Genomic DNA, 18,807 nt, shown 5'->3' on the forward strand with positions numbered 1-18,807 from the left:
AATGAAGCAGCGAAGCTTTCATATTGTATGATGACTCCAATACGATTGCAGGGAGTGGTTCACATGAATGCGGTAACGATTGTGATCGGATCGATATGCATCCTGATGATTGCATACCGGCTGTATGGAACGTTCATGGCGGCCAAAGTGCTTAAGCTGGATGATTCCAAGCCGACCCCGGCCCATGAACTGAATGATGGCAAAGATTATGTCCCCACCAACAAATGGGTCACCTTCGGTCATCATTTCGCCGCGATCGCGGCGGCAGGGCCGCTCGTCGGGCCGATACTGGCGGCGCAGTTCGGATACCTGCCCGGCCTGCTGTGGCTGCTTATCGGCGCGGTCATCGGCGGCGCGGTGCATGATGCCGTCGTCTTGTTCGCCTCGATGCGCAAGCAGGGCAAGTCGCTCTCCGAGGTCGCGAAGGACGAGCTCGGTCCGGTAGCCGGCTTCTGCACCGGCCTGGCGATGCTCTTCATCATTACGATTACGATGGCCGGGCTCTCGATGGTCGTGCTCCACGCATTGGAGCATAACCCATGGGGCACCTTCGCCGTAGGGATTACGATTCCGATCGCGATGGGCGTCGGCTTGTTCTACAAGAAGACGGGGAATCTGAAGCTTGCGTCCACCGTCGGCTTCATTCTGCTCATGACCGGGGTATTTCTCGGACCCCAGATCCAAGGCACCGTCCTGGGAGACTGGCTGACGCTGGACTCAAGTACGCTGGCGATCCTGCTGCCCATCTATGCGTTCTTCGCTGCCGCCTTGCCCGTCTGGCTGCTGCTGGCGCCGCGGGACTACTTGAGCAGCTTCATGAAGATCGGCGTCTTCATCGCCCTCATCGTTGGTGTCTTCATCATTAATCCGGCCATCCCGTTCCCGGCCGTCACAGAGTTCGTAAATGGAGGCGGCCCGATACTGGCCGGTCCGGTCTGGCCGTTCATCTCGATCACGATTGCCTGCGGAGCCATCTCCGGCTTCCACGCCTTCGTCGGTTCGGGCACGACGCCGAAGATGATCAACCGCTGGAGCGACATCAAGGTAGTCGGCTTCGGTGCGATGCTTGTCGAATCGCTGGTTGGAATTATGGCGCTTATTGCGGCGGCGGCGCTTCAACCGGCTGACTATTTCGCGATTAATTCGACGCCGGAAGTGTTCAAGACGCTGGGAATGTCGACCGTGCATCTGCCGGAGCTGGCGCAGCAGATCGGCCTCGATCTCGAAGGACGGACCGGCGGAGCCGTTACCTTGGCCGTTGGGATGACGTACATTTTTACCAAGATACCGTGGTTCAGCCACTTGTCATCCTACTTCTTCCAGTTCGTCATTATGTTCGAGGCGGTGTTCATTCTGACGGCAATTGATGCCGGCACACGGGTGGCCCGCTATCTGATTCAGGACTTCTTCGGAGACATCTATAAGCCGCTGAAGCAGGTGGACTGGGTACCGGGCTCCATATTCGCCAGCGCCTTGGCTTGTCTCATGTGGGGATACTTGCTCTTCTCAGGAGATATCGGCTCCGTCTGGGCGCTCTTCGGCGTCTCCAACCAGCTGATGGCATCGATCGGACTTATTATTGGCGCGACAGTGATTCTGAAGATAGCGGATAAGCGGAGGTATATGCTGACCTGCCTCATCCCGCTCGCCTATTTGTTCGTCACGGTCAACTATGCCGGCTACTGGATGGTCAAAAATGTGTATCTTAACCCGTCAGCTTCCGGGTATAGCGTATTGAACGCCACACTGTCCATCATTATGCTGGTGCTCGGCATCATCATTATGGTATCCGCCATCAAGAAGTGGATTGAACTGTGGAACGGGCCGCGGGCGAATCTCGAAGCGCTTAACGTGACATGAACGGTTCAGGAGCGCTTGTCCGGCAGACGCTTCGGCACGCAGGCAATGAATCGGCAAGAATAGTTTGACAAGATTGGCAATCACGGCTAAAGTAGGACGTGATAAGGAACTTTATACGAAATCCGCTGGGGGAGCCGCGCAAGGCGGCTGAGACAAGAGATGCTTGGACCCTTTGAACCTGATCCGGTTAATACCGGCGTAGGGAAGTGGAGACGGCCTTCACAGGTTTGAATTCACGCTCATTTTACGAAGACTTGGCGAAGCCGCTCCATTTCGGGGCGGCTTTTTTGTATGGCCGCGCCGGCGCCCCTGGTTTGGATTTCCCCAAAAATGTGGCGGAGGTGCTGAGTATGGCCTGCTTTACCGAAGAACTCCGGCGTACGGCGGATCCGATTTTTACGGCGATTTTTGCCCATCCGTTCGTTCGGGGCATTGCGGAAGGAACGTTAGCGAAGGAACAGCTTATTCACTATGTCAAGCAAGATTTTGAATACTTGAACGCTTTTATCCGGGTATACGGGATTGCGATCTCCAAATGCGACCACCGCGCCGCGATGGCTCTTTTTAACGAGCAAATTTCGTTTATTTTGGACAGCGAGACCCATCCTCATCAAAATTTTTGCGATGTCGCCGGGGTGACGTACGAGGAGCTGCAGGGCTACGCCTTGGCCCCTTCAGCCAATCACTATGTCAACCATATGCTGACGGTCGCCCATGGGGGAACGCGGGAAGATATCGTGGCGGCATTGCTGCCTTGCCCGTGGACGTATACGGAAATCGGCCGCAGGCTGCTGGAGGAAGTGAAGCCGGATCCATCCCATCCGTTCTATGAATGGATGCATTTTTATGGAGAGCAGGAGAGCGGGATTACGATGCAGCTGCGCCGACTGCTTGATGAGTGGGCGGAGTCTTTACCCGCGGCGCGCAAGCAGCGGCTGGAGGAGCATTTTGTGACCAGCTGCCAGTTGGAATATCTGTTCTGGGATATGGCCTATACGTTAGAGGACTGGCCGGCGCCGATTACGGAAGCAGCACGGGCATGAATCCAAGATGGGCGGCCGCTTCTCGCAACAGTAAGGAACGGCTGCCCCTCGCTCATCATATGACGAATACGTTCGTGACCAACGGGAAGAAGATTCATGTAAAGACAAGCAGAACAACAATATCCCGCAAGCTCGCAAGTCACGTTCCCTGCCTGGAACAGGAACAGCCTCTCCGGGAGCAGTTGCTGGCGCGCTTTATCTCCAGGGGGCGGCGCACGCCTGCTCGGCAGCCCATCAGGCCAGTTCGCGGCGATTGTATGCGTATGACCATCCAAGGGTGCTCGCTTCCGGCAGCGCCCAAGGACAAGGCATAGGCGATGGGCTACAGCCGCTCGGCTTCCTTCAGTAGACGGACTATATCTACCTCCCCCGGTACTTTGATCTGGATGTTCCGGGTCTTGCGGCTGCGGATCGGATTCGCCGTCCGCCGGAGCAAGGCCTTGATCTCGCCCGGCTTCAAGCGCGGCCGCACGGCCAGCAGCAGCGCGATCGCACCGCTGATGTGCGAGGTAGCCATCGAGGTGCCGCTCATCTCGTGGTATTGGCCCTTAATCCAGGAGGATACGATCTTCTCGCCGGGAGCGTAAATGTCCACGAATTGCCCCCGATTGCTGAATGGGGCAATCCGCCGCAAGCGATCGGTCGCCCCGACCGAGATCGTCTGGGAATAGCGGGCCGGGTAATCGACAGACTTCCGCTTCGCGTCGTTCCCGGATGAAGCGACGACGGTGACCCCGGATTGATAGGCCTGGGTCACCGCTTGCAGCAGCGACTTGCTGCGGGATTTCATGCCGAAGCTCATATTGATGATGTGCATCCCGTTGCGGACGCACCATTCAATGCCATTGATAATATCAGACACATAAGCAGCTCCGTTCTCATCAAATGATTTCACGGGATGGATCAGGGCGCGGGGAGCCACGCCGATAATGCCGTACATTTGATTGGCCGCAGCTATCGTGCCCGCAATATGGGTGCCATGACCGTTATCATCATAAGGCGGCATGCCGCGGTGAACGAAGTTGACTCCGCGCATCAGTGACTGGCGGAGATCGGGATGGCGGTAATCGGCGCCGGTGTCGATCACGCCGATATGCACGCGGTGGCCGGTGGTCGTTCCCCATGCCTGCGGAGCCTTGATCTGCCGTACGCCCCACGGAATGCCCCGCTCCCAGGTGACCGGCCTGTGGGAAGCGGCTTGAATCGCGATCAACGCGTCGTCCTCTATCGTGAACTCGTTCGGATACCGTGACAGCAGCTGTGCAGCCGATTCAGGAACCGGACAGCTCCAGGCGCGGATGAGCGGAAGTTCGCGGATATGCTGGAGCTCGGGCCGATTCCGGCGAAGCCTGCGGAGCGCCTTACTGAATACAGCGAACCGCTCCGGCCGGTGGAAGCGAATCAACTGCTTCGCCGCAGGCCGTCCGCTGAAGGACATCTCTTGAAGCAACATGTGCAATAAGGCCGTCATATCCAATGTCGAGTCCCTCCCGACAATTCCTTGTGGGGTATCGTATGCCAAGGGGAAGATGGTGGACTGGGGTAGCTGCCTTTTTTGCGAAAGTTAGGCCTTCTTCCGTGTCAAAAGGCGGCTGCGGACATAGGATGAAGAAGAGCCGGCGAGGGGCTTTGCACACGGTAGACGAGGTGTAAACCTGTCTGTGGTGCGGATACAGTCGAACGCGAAGGGATGCCCTTCGCGTTTCTTTTTTTCCATCTAGGGCAGGGGAAGCGGACAGACATGTGGCATTTTTTTGTCCGCGTCGGATAAACTTGCTTTTTCATGGAAAATCGGTTTTACTTAGGTGTGAAACTGGATATGATCGTAATTATCCGTTTGAACCTTTGAGAGAGGATGTGTCCTTATGAGCACCCCGTTGGAATTGAAGTTAGATCCCGACAAAGTGCAAGAAATGCCGATGGTGGATATTGCTTTCCTCGTACTGAAAGCAGCCAACACGCCTTTCTACTACCGTGATCTGATGAATGAAGTTGCGAAGCTTCGCAGACTCAGCGAAGAGCAAATTAATGATGTCATTGCACAGTTATATACGGAAATCAACATTGATGGCCGCTTTGCGTGCGTAGGGAACAATCTCTGGGGCTTGAAGCGCTGGTATCCTGTCGATCGCTCGGAAGAGTCGATGGGCACGAAGCGTCCTCGCATCATTAATGATGACGACGATGATCTGGAAGATGATGATATCTTCGTCGAAGAGGACGACAGCTACAACAATGAGGAAGACTTCGACTTCGTGGATGAAGACAGCGAAGATGATGAAGAAATGTATGTGGATGAAGAAGAAGAGGCCGAAGTAGAAGAGGAAGTCATGATCGATGAGGAAGAGATCGATGAAGACAACCCTGACGAGGAAGAAGAGCCGGATATGGACGAGGATAAAGATCAGTAATCGGAATCCGCTCCTTCGGCTGTGATGGACCGTTTGCTTATGATTCCCGAGCGATCTCCCTGGAGGCGCTTCGGCGGGAAGATAAGCAAACGGGTTTTTAATAGAACCGCTCCTCTTCACGCGGCTCGTCATGCTTCTTGTCCCGCTTGCCGGAGCTGGCCGCTGCCGCCTGGAAGCGGCGGAAATCCCCTCCTACCGATGGGTGTAACTGGATCAGGACGGCGCCCCGATCAATTAGCTGGAAAATCCGTAAACGTTCCCTTGACACGGCATGTCCTACAGAGTAAACTAGCATATGGGCTTTTGATTTGTTTGTAATTGAATAGGTTGATTGACGCTAAAAGATGAAAGTGCCCCGTGACACTACGGGAGTCACTTTTTTATTTTTTTATTGACATTTTTTCATCAATTTTTCTCGTGCAAATGGGTTACGATAACATCAGGCAGCATGTGATTGCTTCGAACCCTGACTCAAGAGTCAAAGCCTCCCGAGAACATGTCTTGTATGCATTTGATCATAGGAGGGTTTCACCAGTGGCAAAGTATATTTTTGTGACGGGCGGCGTTGTATCTTCTCTAGGCAAAGGGATTACCGCAGCGTCCCTGGGAAGATTGCTGAAGAATCGGGGGCTGAAGGTTACGATCCAAAAGTTCGACCCCTATATTAACGTAGATCCGGGTACAATGAGCCCGTATCAGCATGGCGAAGTGTTCGTTACCGATGACGGAGCAGAGACCGATCTCGATCTCGGACATTACGAGCGCTTCATCGACATCAACCTGTCGAAGAACAGCAATGTTACAACCGGCAAGGTTTATTCTTCGGTCATCTCCAAAGAGCGCCGCGGTGAATACCTGGGCGGCACCGTTCAAGTGATTCCGCATATTACGAATGAGATCAAGGAGCGCGTCTTCCGCGCCGGCAAGGAAGCCGGTTCCGACGTCGTTATTACCGAGATCGGCGGCACCGTCGGCGACATCGAGAGCCTTCCGTTCCTGGAAGCCATCCGCCAGATTAAGAGCGATGTGGGCCGCGACAACGTCATGTACATCCATGTCACTTTGATTCCATACATCAAGGCTGCCGGCGAAGTGAAGACGAAGCCGACACAGCACAGCGTGAAGGAGCTGCGGAGCATCGGGATTCAGCCGAACATGCTCGTATGCCGGACGGAGCACGCTTTGTCCGAGGACTTGAAGCGCAAGATCTCGCTCTTCTGCGATATCGATGCCAATGCCGTCGTGGAATGCCGAGATGCGTCCACTTTGTATGAAGTGCCGCTGATGCTTCGCGATCAAGGCATGGATGACATTGTCGTCAATCATTTGAAGCTGGAGACGCAGCAGCCGGATATGACCGAGTGGATCAAGCTCGTCGATCGCGTGAAGCAGCTCCAGGGACAAGTCGAGATTGCGATCGTAGGCAAATATGTCGCCCTGCACGATGCGTATCTGTCTGTCGTCGAAGCATTGGCGCACGCAGGGTTCGATGCGAATACGGAAGTGAACATTCGCTGGGTCAATGCGGAGGAGATTACGGACGACAATGCGCGGGAGCGTCTCGAAGGTGTCCACGGCATTCTGGTGCCGGGCGGCTTCGGGGACCGGGGCATTGAAGGCAAAGTATCCGCGATCCGCTATGCGCGCGAGCAGAAAATTCCGTTCTTCGGTATTTGCCTCGGCATGCAGGTGGCGGTTATCGAATATGCCCGTTCCGTGCTGGGCATGACGGGCGCGAACAGCTCGGAGATCAATCCGTCGACCGATTACCCGGTCATCGACCTGCTTCCGGAACAGAAAGACATCGAGGATCTGGGCGGAACGATGCGTCTGGGACTGTATCCGTGCAAGCTTCAGGAAGATTCGCTTGCGATGGCAAGCTATCAGGACGAGTTGGTGTATGAACGCCATCGTCACCGTTATGAATTCAACAATGAATACCGCGAAGCGATGGAGCACGCCGGGCTGAAGTTCAGCGGCACGTCTCCGGACGGGCGGCTGGTCGAGATCGTGGAGCTGGCCGATCATCCATGGTTCCTGGCGGTGCAATTCCATCCGGAATTCACATCCCGTCCGAATCGCCCGCAGCCGCTGTTCCGGGAGTTTGTCCGGGCGGCCGTGGCACACCGCGGATAATGATCCAGGCGGAAATTCCCATTATGGGAATTTCCGCCTATTTTTTGCACTTCGTAAGGGGAAGTTCATGTTTTTCCGTATTTCAAGCAGGATTTTAATATATCAAGGCGAATAAGTACCATTATTCTTGCTTTGGAAAAAAAAGCATGTTCATACGAGGCGACGCCTGTCTTAGCGGATGCACTCGCTCGTGTTACACGATGGGAGGGGTACCAGTTGGATAAGAAGAAAGTATTGATAGTCGATGATCAAAACGGTATTCGAGTTCTTCTGATGGAAGTATTCAGCAGTGAAGGGTACTCGACTTACCAGGCTTCCAACGGGAAGATTGCATTGAACATCGTGCGTGAGGAATCTCCGGATATTGTCTTGCTGGACATGAAGATTCCAGGCATGGACGGCTTGGAAATCTTGAAGCAGATTAAGAAAATGGAGCCGCAGATGAAAGTGATTATGATGACAGCTTACGGAGAGCTAGATATGATCAAGGAAGCGACCGATCTCGGCGCGATCATGCATTTTACGAAGCCGTTCGACATTGATGAGATGAGAGTGGCGGTGAACATGACGCTTCAACAGGACCATTCGGCGGCGAACCCGGCGAATATGACGACATGACTCGATAGACAAGGCCATGACATAGGTTTGAACGATGCTGGGCGCTGACACCCGGCTTCTTTGTTTTCCGGGCACGAATGAATGACGAGGCGTGGAAATGGCGGTCTGATGGCAGTCTTAAAGAGGCAGGGTTTGTCAAGAGGTTGTTTACTTTTTTACGGGCAAATGTGATATAATAACACCGTACTGGATGTCGGCTAACTACAAGAAATACAGACAAAGACAACTTCTTAGGAGGATGGAGACCATGCCATTAGTTTCGATGAACGAATTCCTGCCAAAAGCAAAAGCGGGCAAATTTGCGGTGGGCCAATTCAACATTAACAACCTAGAGTTTACACAAGCGATTACGGAAGCAGCTATGGAAGAGAATGCGCCAATTATTTTCGGTGTATCCGAAGGGGCATTGCGTTATATGGGAATGGAATATACAGTTGCCATGGCGCAAGCGGCTGCGAAGAAATCCGGCTTGCCAATCGCTTTGCATCTTGACCACGGCAGCACATTTGAAGTCGCTATGGCTTGTATCCGTGCAGGATTCTCTTCCGTCATGTTCGACGGATCCCATCATGCATACGAAGACAACATTCGCTTGACTAAGGAAGTCGTTAAAGCGGCTCATGCGATGGGCGTATCCGTCGAGGGCGAATTGGGAACTATCGGCGGGGTCGAAGACGACCTGGAAGTGGATGAAGCATCCGCACAGCTGGCTAAGCCGGATGAAGCAATCCGTTTCTATGAAGAAACAGGCGTTGACGCGCTTGCGATTGCGGTAGGTACTGCTCACGGCATGTACAAAGGCGAGCCAAAACTTCATTACGATATCATTGAAGCGGTAGCTTCCAAAATTCCTGTACCGGTTGTACTTCATGGCGGTTCCGGGGTGCCTGACGAATCCATCCGCAAAGCAATCGCGGCAGGTGCCGGCAAAATCAACGTGAACACCGAGAACCAAGTCGCTTGTACGGCGGCGATCCGCGAAGCATTGGCGAAGGATGCCGATGTTATCGACCCTCGTAAATATTTGACTCCAGCTCGTAAAGCGATGGTGGAAGTCGTTCGGGGCAAAATTCGCTTGTTCGGCAGCAACAACCAAGCGTAACAAGCGCAATTCCATAGTTAATACTTACGTTTACGAATGCGGGAATAGCACCGGTTCGCCGGTGTTCTTCCCTTTTTGCATTATGGGGAGCCGATATAAGCCGGATGTCGCCGGCTATCGGGGTTGTCAGCAACGCATGGGAGGAACTGGCTTGTCATGGAGAAGTTAATGATTAGCGGCGGTCGGCCGCTTCGGGGAGCCGTGCAAATCAGCGGTGCCAAAAATAGCGCGGTAGCGCTTATTCCTGCAGCAATCCTTGCGGAGACGGAAGTCGTACTGGATAATTTGCCCGAACTGAGCGATGTCGCCACTTATATGGAGATCTTGACGGAGCTTGGCGGACAGGTTAGCTGGGAAGGTTCCTGTCTGCGCATCGATCCGTCGCAGATGATCTCGGTACCGATGCACAATGGACCCGTTAAAAAACTGCGGGCCTCCTACTATATGATGGGCGCGCTTCTGGGCCGGTTCGGCGAAGCGACCATCGGCATGCCGGGGGGCTGCAATTTCGAGCCTCGCCCGATCGATCAGCATATCAAAGGCTTTGAAGCTTTGGGCGCGACAGTGACGAACGATCACGGCTCCGTCCATATTTACGCGCGGGAACTTCGCGGCGCCAAAATCTATTTGGATGTCGTCAGTGTAGGGGCGACCATTAACATTATGCTTGCTGCCTCACGCGCCAAGGGCACTACGATTATTGAAAATGCGGCCAAAGAGCCTGAAATTATAGATGTTGCCACACTGCTTAATGCGATGGGCGCCCGCATCAAGGGAGCGGGCACGGAGACGATCCGCATTGAAGGCGTGGACAGCCTGCGCGGCTGTACGCACTCGATTATTCCGGACCGCATTCAGGCGGGAACGTATATGATTGCGGCTGCGGCCACCTGCGGCGATATTCTGATCGATAATGTTATTCCTAAACATCTGGAAGCCCTTACGGCGAAGCTGGAAGAAATGGGCGTGCGCGTTATCGAGGGCGATGAGTCGCTTCGCGTTATTGGCCAGCCCGAATACAACAGCATCGATGTGAAGGCGCTTGTCTATCCCGGATTCCCGACGGATCTCCAGTCCCCGATGACCAGCTTGCTGACGCAAGCCAAAGGGGTGAGCATGCTGACGGATCTCGTATACAGCAGCCGCTTCAAGCATGTCCCGGAGCTGGCCCGCATGGGAGCCAAAATACGGGTTGAAGGGCGAACCGCCGTGATCGAAGGCACGAAGCTGAATGCCGCGAAGGTGAGAGCTTCCGATCTGCGTGCCGGCGCCGCGCTCGTCATTGCCGGCTTAACGGTAGATACCGATGTCACGGAGATTTCAGGAGTGGAATTTATCGACCGCGGGTATGATCATCTCGTGTCCAATTTGCGCAATCTTGGCGCCGATGTATGGCGTCAGGTGGAATAAATCGATTCTGTTGGGGTAAAGATAGGTTAATAATAGATTGATATGGGCACAATCCATACAGAACGAGATTTCTATTTCTACGATATATCAACCTATGATGAAGAATTGGCTGCCTCTGGCCCACCATCTTCTCATCTTCATTCCGTCCACGATTTCTTTCCGGTGAAACAGCCCATCAATACAATGACATAGATAAAAGAACAACTGCTGTATTCCCGAGTTGAATAAGGGAAATGGACTTATTGATACGACATTGTCCGCATTTTATAACAGAATAGGAGTTGTATTCATGGATTTACAAATTTCCGATTTGGAAACGAAAAAGTTGACCGAATTGTACAAGCTGGCGAAGGAGTTCCAAATTCCGGGTTACGGTCAATTGAAGAAAAAAGAATTGATTTTCGCGATTTTGCGTGCGCAAGCGGAGCAGGGCGGCTACATGTTCATGGAGGGCGTTCTTGACATTTTGCCGGAAGGCTTCGGCTTCCTTCGGCCGATTAACTATTTGCCGAGCGCGGAAGATATTTATATCTCACAGTCGCAAATTCGTAGATTCGATCTGAGAACGGGGGATGTCGTTTCAGGCAAGTGCCGTCCTCCGAAAGAGAATGAGCGCTACTTCGGTCTGCTGCAGATCAATGCCGTGAATGGTGAAAATCCAGAAGATGCCGCGCAACGGCTGCACTTCCCTGCATTAACTCCTCTTTATCCGCAGAAGAAGCTGGTGCTCGAAACTTCCCCATCCCGCATTTCAACACGGATTATGGATTTGATTGCTCCTGTCGGCTTGGGACAGCGCGGCTTAATCGTCGCACCGCCTAAGGCCGGTAAGACGCTTCTCCTCAAAGAAATCGCGAACAGCATCTCGGAGAATAATCCTGAAATTGAGCTGTTCGTGCTTCTGATCGACGAGCGTCCGGAAGAAGTAACCGACATGCAGCGTTCCGTCAAGGGCGAAGTCGTGGCATCCACATTCGATGAAGTGCCAGAAAATCATATCAAGGTCGCCGAACTGGTGCTTGAGCGTGCCCTTCGTCTCGTAGAGCACAAGAAGGACGTAGTCATCCTGCTGGACAGCATCACCCGGCTGGCTCGGGCATATAACCTGGTTATTCCGCCATCGGGCCGGACGCTGTCGGGCGGTATCGATCCGGCTTCCTTCCATCGTCCGAAGCGATTCTTCGGCTCGGCGCGTAACATCGAGGAAGGCGGCAGCTTGACCATTCTGGCGACGGCTCTGGTCGAGACCGGGTCGCGCATGGATGATATCATCTACGAGGAATTCAAAGGCACGGGCAACATGGAGCTGCATCTGGATCGCAAATTGGCGGAACGCCGTATTTTCCCGGCCATCGATATCCGACGCTCCGGCACGCGCCGGGAGGAGATGCTGCTGTCGAAGGAAGAGCTCGACAAGCTGTGGATGATTCGGAAAAATATGAACGAAACGCCGGAGTTCATCGATCAATTCCTGAAGAAGCTGCGTGATACGAAGACGAACACGGAATTCTTGGCTACCTTGGATACGAACGGCAACACGCCGACGCCGACGCGCCGCACCCGGAGCACTTCGGTCAGCTGATAGAGAGCGGCTGAGACAGCTTCACCGGGCTGGCTGTCTGACGCGCTGGCTCTTCCCGATGCGCTACTTTCCGGTTGCGCTGTTGGGCGGGCCGTGCTATAATTCATTATTGTTCTATATAACTCTGGGCACGCAAAGGGCTCAGGGCGGAAAGAAGGTGAATTCGAATGAAAGAAGCGATTCAACCCAAATACCACATTACAACGGTAACTTGCGCATGCGGCAATACGTTCGAAACAGGTTCGGTTAAGGAAAACCTGAAGGTAGAGGTGTGCTCGGCTTGCCATCCGTTCTTCACAGGCAAACAGAAGTTTCTTGATGCAGGCGGTCGTGTGGATAGATTTAAGAAGAAATATGGCATGTAATACGTTAAATATAGACTCTCTTGCTGGTGATGGCGAGGGGGTTTATTTTTTATGCAGACGTACTGGTTGTCGCGTACAGCATCATTATCGGCTTCGGTTGAACAACATGCATATAGGAGGATCTGCGCAGTGCGGCTTCATTAGCACAGCCGGAACGCTGGTGTCATGGGGCTTCAGAGATGCCGAAGCCGATGCGGAGAATGAACCGGCGGAGGACTGGGAAGCTGTAAACAATTTACTTTGGTTGCACTTTCGGCACAGATCGTCTATACTAAGTTATGCCGTGCTAGACGGGGAGGTAGCGGTGCCCTGTAACTCGCAATCCGCTATAGCGAGGTTGAATTCCTGTTAGAGGTTTTGTTGATGTGAGGCTTGGTATTCGTCTTTGGTGTTGACGGCCGGGTCCTTCGCAATGGATACCTATGAATCTGGTCAGGTCCGGAAGGAAGCAGCCATAAGTAGGGTTTTTCATGTGCCGGAGGGAAGCCTGACCTGAGCTGTAAGACGAAGGTGCCGCTCGGATCACAATTATCAATAACAGGTGCACGGTTCCATATCGAATATCCAACACCGAGCGAATCGGTGTTTTTTGTTCTCCATTTATGAATATATGCTCAAATATTAATAATAAGGCAGGATTTTTTTTGCGTTTACGGAATACTATAGGTATCTCCCGGCTTCAGAGGGAGCGGTAGAGATGGGCGCAATAATACGATGAGGTGAGCCTATGACGGAATTGAATCAGTCCCTTGGTTCTCAGCAAGCGTGTACCCTCTCCTCTGCCGGATCGACAGAGGGCCAGGATCAGGAGCAAGGGAAGCTGAATTTGCTGCAGCAATTTGCGGGTGCTTTTTTGAAGGACGTCAATCTGGGCATCCTGCTTCTCGATGTCCAGTTCCGCCTGGTGGATATTAGCGAAATGGCGTGCCGGATTCTCGGATGGGTGAAGCCCGAAGTGCTGCATCGCCGGGTCAATGACCTGTTCGGCGAGATGCCGACGGAGTATCATCTTGTGCAGCGGTCGCTTCTGGAAGGTGTCGTTACACAAAATCATGCCGTCTCCTGGACCAACGGATCGGATCGCTATGATCTGCTGATGGACTCGAACGTGCTGCGGGATGAACAGGGCCAGATTGTTGGCGCTTACGTGTTGTTCAAGGATGTGTCCAATCTGCGCTCGCTGGAAGAGCAAGTGCAGCGGAGCGACAGGCTGGCCATGATCGGGCAGATCGCGGCCGGAACGGCTCACGAGATACGGAACCCGCTCACCTCGATCAAGGGCTTCCTGCAAATGTTCAAGAAGAAGCTCGGCGAGCATGGCATGATCAAGGAAGTGCATTACACCGATATTATGCTGACCGAGATTAACCGGATTAACGAGCTGGTCGGCGAGTTCCTGTTGCTGAGCAAGCCGAAGCATCTTACGATAGAGCGGGTGAATCTCCACCAGGTGCTGGGCGAGATTCTGCCCATCATTCAGAATGAGGCGGTACTGCATGCGGTTCAAGTCAACTACAAGGCGGACGAGCCGCTGCCTCTAATCATCGGCGACCGCGAGCTGCTCAAGCAGGTGTTCATTAATATTGCCAAAAACGGTATCGAGGCGGTGAGCGAAGGCGGCGTGTTGAATGTGACAGCGAGACGGGATGACGAGAGCAAGCGGGTGCTGATCGAGATTCAGGATTCGGGTCCGGGAATCCCATGTTACATTATCGACAAAATATTCGATCCGTTCTTCACGACCAAGGCGAACGGTACAGGTCTAGGATTGTCTGTCTGCCAGCGCATTATTCATGATCTGGGCGGTTCGATACGGGTATCAAGCAAAGGCTATGGCACGACATTCACCCTTTACTTCCCGTTCCCTTTGCCATAAACGCTGGGATTTTCGAACATAATAGGAGTCATGAACAGCCGTTTTCCTGATTGCCAAAGAGAGGGAATGGCTGTTTTTTTACAATTTGTGATATAGTATAATAAGAAAAACGCTCTCGAGGTTACAGCATGGGACATATTGCATTGTATCGCGCTTGGCGGCCACAGTCATTCGGTGACATGGTCGGACAACAGCATATCATTCAGACATTGCAAAACTCGCTGCGTGAGCGGCGATTTTCGCATGCCTACCTTTTCAGTGGTCCCCGGGGAACCGGCAAGACCACTGCTGCAAAGATCATGGCCAAAGCGGTCAACTGCGAACAGGGACCCGGTCCAGAGCCCTGCAATGAATGCGAAGCCTGCCGGCGCATCACCGCCGGTGCGGTCATGGATGTCGTCGAGATTGACGCCGCATCCAACCGGGGCGTAGAAGAAATTCGCGATCTTCGGGAAAAGGTCAAATACGCGCCTTCCGAGGTCCGCCACAAAGTGTATATTATTGATGAGGTTCACATGTTGACGACGGAGGCCTTCAACGCGCTGCTCAAGACGCTGGAGGAACCTCCTGCCCATGTCATGTTCATTCTGGCCACGACGGAGCCTCACCGCCTGCCGGCGACTATCATCTCCCGGTGCCAGCGGTTTGATTTCCGCAGAGTGACGCTGGAGGAACAGGTTGCCCGACTGGAGCAAGTGTGCAGGGATGAGGGGATTGAGGCAGACCGGGACAGTCTCACCTATATCGCGAAGCTGTCGGATGGCGGCATGCGCGATGCGATCAGCCTGCTCGATCAGGCGGCATCCTTCACCGATGGACGTCTTGACTATCGGCAAGTCCTGGACATCACCGGCGGCATACCGGAGGAGCAGTTCGCGGATATCGCCCGTGCCGTTCAAGCGGGGGATGTAGGATCCGTGCTGGCCACGGTGGAGTCGATGATGCAGGAAGGGAAGAGCGCGGACAAGTGCATGGAGAGTCTGCTCTACTTTTTCCGGGATCTGCTGATGATGAAGATGGTGCCGGACGGAGAAGGGCTGACGGATCGGCTAACGCGTGTGGAAGCGTTCCGGGAGATGGCCGATGCTTTTGAAGCGGCGAGCCTATTCCAGATTATCGACACATTGAACCGGTATCAGACAGACATGAAATATGCGGTGCAACCGCAAACGTTATTCGAGGTAGCCTTGCTGCAGTTAGCCGTGCAGAACCAACCGGGGGCGCTGAGCAGCCAACCGGAGGCGGGAACGGCTGAAAGGCAGGCTGATCGTTCCGATGCGGTGGGATCTTCTTCCGTCGTGCAACAATTGCAGCGTCAAGTTGCGTCATTAGAAGCGAAGCTGAATGAATTGGCGAAGGCAAGAGTACCGGATGGGCGGTCAGACGGCGGACAAGCCGAACGGAGCCCAGCGGCCACCAGAGCGCCTGCGCGGGTGTCGCGGATGGCGAAGCAGCCGCCTCACTTCGAACGGTATACTGCCTCGAAGGATTCCGCTGACTCGAACCGCATCCGCTCCAATTGGGGGCAGGTGCTGCAGCGGGTGAAGGAAGCCGGCGTCACGATTCACGCTTGGCTTGTTAATGGGGAGCCGGTATCGGCACTGGAAGATCGGGTGCTGGTCGCCTTCAAAAATACGATTCACCGGGATACGACCGAGAAGCCCAATAACAAGCAGGTGATTGAGCGCGTCTTGTCCGAAGTGTTCGGCAAGCCATATCAGCTCGATACGATGATGCTGAAGGATTGGGAAGAGGCGGCGGAGAAGTCTGCCGGAGAGAAGGAAGAGCCGGCGTTCCGGCTGGAGCCGGAAGGTTCCGAAGCGGAACCGGCACAAGAACCTTGGATTGACGAGGCGCTTCACATGTTCGGGGAAGACCTCGTTGTCATAAAAGAGTAATTATATTATTCTATGTAAAAAAGGAGAAATTACAGCGATGAACAATATGAATCAAATGATGAAACAGGTTAAAAAGATGCAAGAGCAAATGCTGAAGGCCCAGGAGCAGTTGGCTGACAAGAAAATAATTGGTACCTCCGGCGGCGGCGCAGTCACCGTTGAAGTGAACGGCCACAAGAAAGTGCTCAGCATTACGCTTAAGCCTGAAGTCGTTGATCCGGAAGATATCGAAATGCTTCAAGATCTCGTAATTACCGCTGTCAATGACGCGCTGACCAAAGCAGAAGATATGGCTAATGACGATATGGCCAAATTTACAGGCGGTATGAAAATTCCTGGCTTGTTCTAATAAGGCGACATGTTCGGCATATACCATTTGGTATATGCCCTTCTGTTATTGTAGAGGACGTTCAAAAAGTCGGCTTCGAGTTGTTGCGGCCTTACGTGCTGAAAACCGGTATTTTTGAACATGCCCTATAGGAGCGGAGATTTCGATCTTGCGGAGTCTGTCGCGCAGATAGCCGGTCGCGAGAAGCGGCGTCTGCATCCTATGCCATTGAAAAGGAGAGGCAGCCTTGTATTATCCAGAACCGATCGCGAAGTTGATCGAGGCATTTTCCCGCTTGCCGGGCATCGGGCCCAAGACGGCTGCCCGCCTTGCGTTCCATGTCATCCGCATGCCTGAAGATGATGTTATCGATTTCGCCAAAGCATTGGTCAACGTAAAGCGCAATCTGCAATACTGCTCGGTATGCTGCAATATAACCGATTCAGATCCGTGCCGGATCTGTCAGGATAAGACCCGGGATTCGTCCGTAATCTGCGTCGTGCAGGAGACAAAGGATTTGGTGGCCATGGAGCGGACGAAGGAGTTCCAGGGGTATTATCATGTGCTGCAGGGCGCAATCTCTCCGATGGAGGGAATTGGGCCGGAGGATATCCGTCTCGCCGAATTGTTGAAGCGGCTTAGCGATGAGCGGGTCAAGGAATTGATCTTGGCCACGAATCCGAATATCGAAGGAGAGGCGACGGCGATGTATATATCTCGCTTGGTGAAGCCTTTCGGTATCCGAGTGACGCGCATTGCCCACGGCTTGCCGGTTGGCGGCGACCTGGAGTATGCCGATGAAGTGACGCTGTCCAAAGCGCTGGAGGGACGGCGGGAAATTCAATAAACTCATGCGTTGAACATTGTAACGACGCATAACCGTAGCATAAGCGATCTCAGCCCCTGGCATTCAGCCAGGGGCTTTTTGTCAGCATTTTCGGTTCTAGTCTTGTCCAGATTTCCATAACCTTAGTTATACAAAGGAGTGGGGAGGGACGGAACGTGCGATGGCTGACGATCAAGCGTTGGTTCTCCAGGGTCCAAAAGCAGGAAGTCGCTGAAGCGGTCGAGCATGAAGAGCTGATGGATGACATTAGACTGGCGCTTCGGGAATGGGAACGGGCCCATGCGCGATTCCAGTATGCAGTCGGCGAAGATGAGGTCGACTATGCGATCTTTACGCTGGAAGCTGCCGAGAAGCGAGTGGGGATGCTAATCAAAAAAGCAAAACGGGATAAGCTGCATGCAGTAAAGCTGGGGAAAGGGTGGACGTAAATGAAATGGATGATGATTGGCGTGCTGATCGTATCGGCAGCTGCGCTGCTGTTCGTCTTGCTGCGCCAACGAGTCGCCTGGCGGGGAATCTTAAGCTTCCTTCTCCATGGCACAGTGGCCTTCGTGCTTCTGTATATCGTGAATACAACCGGCTTGGCTGCTGACGTATATGTGCCTGTCAATCCGGTCACGTTATCTACGGTCGGGTTGCTTGGAGTGCCCGGTTTGGCGGCGATTATTTTCTTGAAAATGGTTATGATTTAGTTATTGACTTGCTGTATTCCTATGTGATACATTAATAAGCGTCGCTTCGAGAGACCGAGGCAAGCAGTTGATAGATGTCGAAAGGCATCGAAAAAAAGATTTAAAAAATGCTTGACGAAGAATGCTCGAATGTGATATATTATAAAGGTCGCTGCTGAACGCAACGACAACGCGAAAAAGAATAATATAAAGGCTTTTGGAAGCTTTATAGACGGATTTTGAGCGAATAATTGTTCTTTGAAAACTGAACAACGAGTGATGTTTGTGCAAGAGGTCATTATTGACCTCGTCAGCAATAGAATGAGCAAGTCAAACTACTTTTATGGAGAGTTTGATCCTGGCTCAGGACGAACGCTGGCGGCGTGCCTAATACATGCAAGTCGAGCGGAGCGACGGTTTCCTTCGGGAAACCATTAGCTTAGCGGCGGACGGGTGAGTAATACGTAGGTAACCTGCCCTTAAGACTGGGATAACTCACGGAAACGTGGGCTAATACCGGATAGTCGATTTCCTCGCATGAGGGAATCGGGAAAGGCGGAGCAATCTGCCACTTATGGATGGACCTACGGCGCATTAGCTAGTTGGTGGGGTAACGGCTCACCAAGGCGACGATGCGTAGCCGACCTGAGAGGGTGATCG

Annotated in this window: 18 protein-coding genes, 1 rRNA gene, 1 other RNA gene and 1 riboswitch (1 of these 21 only partly in view); of the genes, 18 read left to right on the plus strand and 2 right to left on the minus strand. The window is 53.2% G+C overall.

Going from position 1 to position 18,807, the window contains the following annotated elements:
• Window positions 1-63 precede the first annotated feature (63 nt).
• The 3 genes from cstA (at window position 64) to FLT43_RS29740 (ending at window position 3,217) form a co-directional block, all read left to right on the plus strand.
• Window positions 64-1,860 (plus strand): carbon starvation protein CstA, encoded by a 1,797-nt coding sequence (gene cstA / locus FLT43_RS17660; RefSeq protein WP_087441089.1) that lies wholly within the window; start codon window positions 64-66, stop codon window positions 1,858-1,860.
• A 117-nt stretch (window positions 1,861-1,977) separates the two neighbouring features.
• Window positions 1,978-2,082: riboswitch (TPP riboswitch) on the plus strand.
• Between the two features lie 128 nt (window positions 2,083-2,210).
• Window positions 2,211-2,903, plus strand: a complete 693-nt coding sequence (gene tenA / locus FLT43_RS17665) for a thiaminase II (RefSeq protein WP_087441109.1) — start codon at window positions 2,211-2,213, stop codon at window positions 2,901-2,903.
• On the plus strand, window positions 2,900-3,217 hold the full coding sequence (locus FLT43_RS29740; protein ID WP_087441090.1) for a hypothetical protein: 318 nt from the start codon (window positions 2,900-2,902) through the stop codon (window positions 3,215-3,217). Before tenA ends, FLT43_RS29740 begins: the two co-directional genes overlap by 4 nt.
• 8 nt (window positions 3,218-3,225) lie before the next feature.
• Here FLT43_RS29740 and FLT43_RS17670 read toward each other — a convergent pair whose 3' ends face one another.
• Entirely contained in the window at window positions 3,226-4,380 is a 1,155-nt protein-coding gene (locus tag FLT43_RS17670; RefSeq protein ID WP_087441091.1) for a S8 family peptidase, read from the minus strand.
• Window positions 4,381-4,768: 388 nt separating this feature from the next.
• On the opposite strand from FLT43_RS17670, the gene rpoE reads away from it, so the two are divergent.
• A complete protein-coding gene (gene rpoE / locus FLT43_RS17675; RefSeq protein ID WP_087441092.1) occupies window positions 4,769-5,314 on the plus strand; it encodes a DNA-directed RNA polymerase subunit delta in 546 nt (181 codons plus the stop codon).
• A 97-nt stretch (window positions 5,315-5,411) separates the two neighbouring features.
• Here rpoE and FLT43_RS29400 read toward each other — a convergent pair whose 3' ends face one another.
• Window positions 5,412-5,582: a hypothetical protein gene (locus tag FLT43_RS29400; protein ID WP_164776598.1), complete on the minus strand. Its 171-nt coding sequence runs from the start codon at window positions 5,580-5,582 to the stop codon at window positions 5,412-5,414.
• Between the two features lie 266 nt (window positions 5,583-5,848).
• Between FLT43_RS29400 and FLT43_RS17680 the strand changes: the two genes are divergently transcribed.
• From FLT43_RS17680 to FLT43_RS17745, 14 genes are all read left to right on the plus strand, one after another.
• Complete coding sequence (locus FLT43_RS17680; protein ID WP_087441093.1) at window positions 5,849-7,450, plus strand: CTP synthase; 1,602 nt, start codon at window positions 5,849-5,851, stop codon at window positions 7,448-7,450.
• Between the two features lie 216 nt (window positions 7,451-7,666).
• Window positions 7,667-8,068 (plus strand): response regulator, encoded by a 402-nt coding sequence (locus FLT43_RS17685; RefSeq protein WP_006679006.1) that lies wholly within the window; start codon window positions 7,667-7,669, stop codon window positions 8,066-8,068.
• Between the two features lie 247 nt (window positions 8,069-8,315).
• Window positions 8,316-9,170: a class II fructose-1,6-bisphosphate aldolase gene (fba, locus tag FLT43_RS17690; protein WP_115057756.1), complete on the plus strand. Its 855-nt coding sequence runs from the start codon at window positions 8,316-8,318 to the stop codon at window positions 9,168-9,170.
• A 156-nt stretch (window positions 9,171-9,326) separates the two neighbouring features.
• The gene (locus tag FLT43_RS17695; RefSeq protein WP_087441095.1) at window positions 9,327-10,580 is read left to right on the plus strand and encodes a UDP-N-acetylglucosamine 1-carboxyvinyltransferase; all 1,254 of its coding nucleotides are present in this window, start codon (window positions 9,327-9,329) and stop codon (window positions 10,578-10,580) included.
• Between the two features lie 289 nt (window positions 10,581-10,869).
• A complete protein-coding gene (rho, locus tag FLT43_RS17700; protein ID WP_087441096.1) occupies window positions 10,870-12,162 on the plus strand; it encodes a transcription termination factor Rho in 1,293 nt (430 codons plus the stop codon).
• A gap of 167 nt (window positions 12,163-12,329) precedes the next feature.
• Window positions 12,330-12,527 (plus strand): 50S ribosomal protein L31, encoded by a 198-nt coding sequence (gene rpmE / locus FLT43_RS17705; RefSeq protein WP_005545715.1) that lies wholly within the window; start codon window positions 12,330-12,332, stop codon window positions 12,525-12,527.
• 281 nt (window positions 12,528-12,808) lie between these two features.
• An RNA gene (gene ffs / locus FLT43_RS17710) (signal recognition particle sRNA large type) lies at window positions 12,809-13,076 on the plus strand.
• Window positions 13,077-13,254: 178 nt separating this feature from the next.
• Window positions 13,255-14,403 (plus strand): ATP-binding protein, encoded by a 1,149-nt coding sequence (locus tag FLT43_RS17715; protein ID WP_087441097.1) that lies wholly within the window; start codon window positions 13,255-13,257, stop codon window positions 14,401-14,403.
• Window positions 14,404-14,531: 128 nt separating this feature from the next.
• Window positions 14,532-16,301 (plus strand): DNA polymerase III subunit gamma/tau, encoded by a 1,770-nt coding sequence (dnaX, locus tag FLT43_RS17720; RefSeq protein WP_087441098.1) that lies wholly within the window; start codon window positions 14,532-14,534, stop codon window positions 16,299-16,301.
• A 37-nt stretch (window positions 16,302-16,338) separates the two neighbouring features.
• Window positions 16,339-16,650, plus strand: a complete 312-nt coding sequence (locus tag FLT43_RS17725) for a YbaB/EbfC family nucleoid-associated protein (protein WP_087441099.1) — start codon at window positions 16,339-16,341, stop codon at window positions 16,648-16,650.
• Between the two features lie 226 nt (window positions 16,651-16,876).
• Complete coding sequence (recR, locus tag FLT43_RS17730) at window positions 16,877-17,476, plus strand: recombination mediator RecR (protein WP_087441100.1); 600 nt, start codon at window positions 16,877-16,879, stop codon at window positions 17,474-17,476.
• Between the two features lie 155 nt (window positions 17,477-17,631).
• A complete protein-coding gene (locus FLT43_RS17735; protein WP_087441101.1) occupies window positions 17,632-17,904 on the plus strand; it encodes a DUF2508 family protein in 273 nt (90 codons plus the stop codon).
• Window positions 17,905-18,168, plus strand: coding sequence for a pro-sigmaK processing inhibitor BofA family protein (locus tag FLT43_RS17740; protein ID WP_087441102.1), 264 nt, complete (start codon window positions 17,905-17,907; stop codon window positions 18,166-18,168).
• Between the two features lie 319 nt (window positions 18,169-18,487).
• A 16S ribosomal RNA gene (locus tag FLT43_RS17745) occupies window positions 18,488-18,807 on the plus strand (it continues 1,234 nt past the right edge of the window).

Source organism: Paenibacillus thiaminolyticus (genome assembly GCF_007066085.1).
In the GTDB taxonomy this organism is placed as follows: domain Bacteria; phylum Bacillota; class Bacilli; order Paenibacillales; family Paenibacillaceae; genus Paenibacillus_B; species Paenibacillus_B thiaminolyticus.

What these genes read in the sequence shown, in the direction of transcription:
- cstA (WP_087441089.1), top strand. Translation starts at nt 64, where the DNA reads ATGAATGCGGTAACGATTGTGATCGGATCGATATGCATCCTGATGATT.
- tenA (WP_087441109.1), top strand. Translation starts at nt 2,211, where the DNA reads ATGGCCTGCTTTACCGAAGAACTCCGGCGTACGGCGGATCCGATTTTT.
- FLT43_RS29740 (WP_087441090.1), top strand. Translation starts at nt 2,900, where the DNA reads ATGAATCCAAGATGGGCGGCCGCTTCTCGCAACAGTAAGGAACGGCTG.
- rpoE (WP_087441092.1), top strand. Translation starts at nt 4,769, where the DNA reads ATGAGCACCCCGTTGGAATTGAAGTTAGATCCCGACAAAGTGCAAGAA.
- fba (WP_115057756.1), top strand. Translation starts at nt 8,316, where the DNA reads ATGCCATTAGTTTCGATGAACGAATTCCTGCCAAAAGCAAAAGCGGGC.
- FLT43_RS17695 (WP_087441095.1), top strand. Translation starts at nt 9,327, where the DNA reads ATGGAGAAGTTAATGATTAGCGGCGGTCGGCCGCTTCGGGGAGCCGTG.
- rho (WP_087441096.1), top strand. Translation starts at nt 10,870, where the DNA reads ATGGATTTACAAATTTCCGATTTGGAAACGAAAAAGTTGACCGAATTG.
- rpmE (WP_005545715.1), top strand. Translation starts at nt 12,330, where the DNA reads ATGAAAGAAGCGATTCAACCCAAATACCACATTACAACGGTAACTTGC.
- FLT43_RS17715 (WP_087441097.1), top strand. Translation starts at nt 13,255, where the DNA reads ATGACGGAATTGAATCAGTCCCTTGGTTCTCAGCAAGCGTGTACCCTC.
- dnaX (WP_087441098.1), top strand. Translation starts at nt 14,532, where the DNA reads ATGGGACATATTGCATTGTATCGCGCTTGGCGGCCACAGTCATTCGGT.
- FLT43_RS17725 (WP_087441099.1), top strand. Translation starts at nt 16,339, where the DNA reads ATGAACAATATGAATCAAATGATGAAACAGGTTAAAAAGATGCAAGAG.
- FLT43_RS17740 (WP_087441102.1), top strand. Translation starts at nt 17,905, where the DNA reads ATGAAATGGATGATGATTGGCGTGCTGATCGTATCGGCAGCTGCGCTG.